This window comes from Calderihabitans maritimus (assembly GCF_002207765.1).
Classification (GTDB): Bacteria; Bacillota; KKC1; order Calderihabitantales; family Calderihabitantaceae; genus Calderihabitans; species Calderihabitans maritimus.
Genome location: NZ_BDGJ01000103.1, coordinates 1 through 235, shown reverse-complemented (window position 1 = coordinate 235; position 235 = coordinate 1). Strand labels below are relative to the sequence as shown.

Below are 235 nucleotides of genomic sequence, written 5' to 3'. Positions count from 1 at the left end.
AAGTAACGGCATACCCCGCCCGTCCTCAGAAAGCCGGACGAAGGAATGTAAAGGGCAAAGACCCTGTGAGACATGATAGGGTAGGCAGAGGACGGGGAATGTGGGTACCACCCAAAATATACTACACTGCCAATAACTTGGCAAAATGTCACCCTAAAAAAGGGTTAATTATCGTGAGAAAATGTCACTTTTATAGTGAAGATATAACCGGGCCTGGACAATTGTAGTTATTCCG

At 45.5% G+C, this 235-nt stretch carries 1 protein-coding gene; it reads left to right on the top strand.

Annotated elements, in window-relative coordinates; genetic code table 11:
* A partial coding sequence (locus KKC1_RS16790) for a hypothetical protein (protein ID WP_238134259.1) occupies positions 1-227 on the top strand: 227 nt, incomplete at its 5' end.
* Positions 228-235 lie beyond the last annotated feature (8 nt).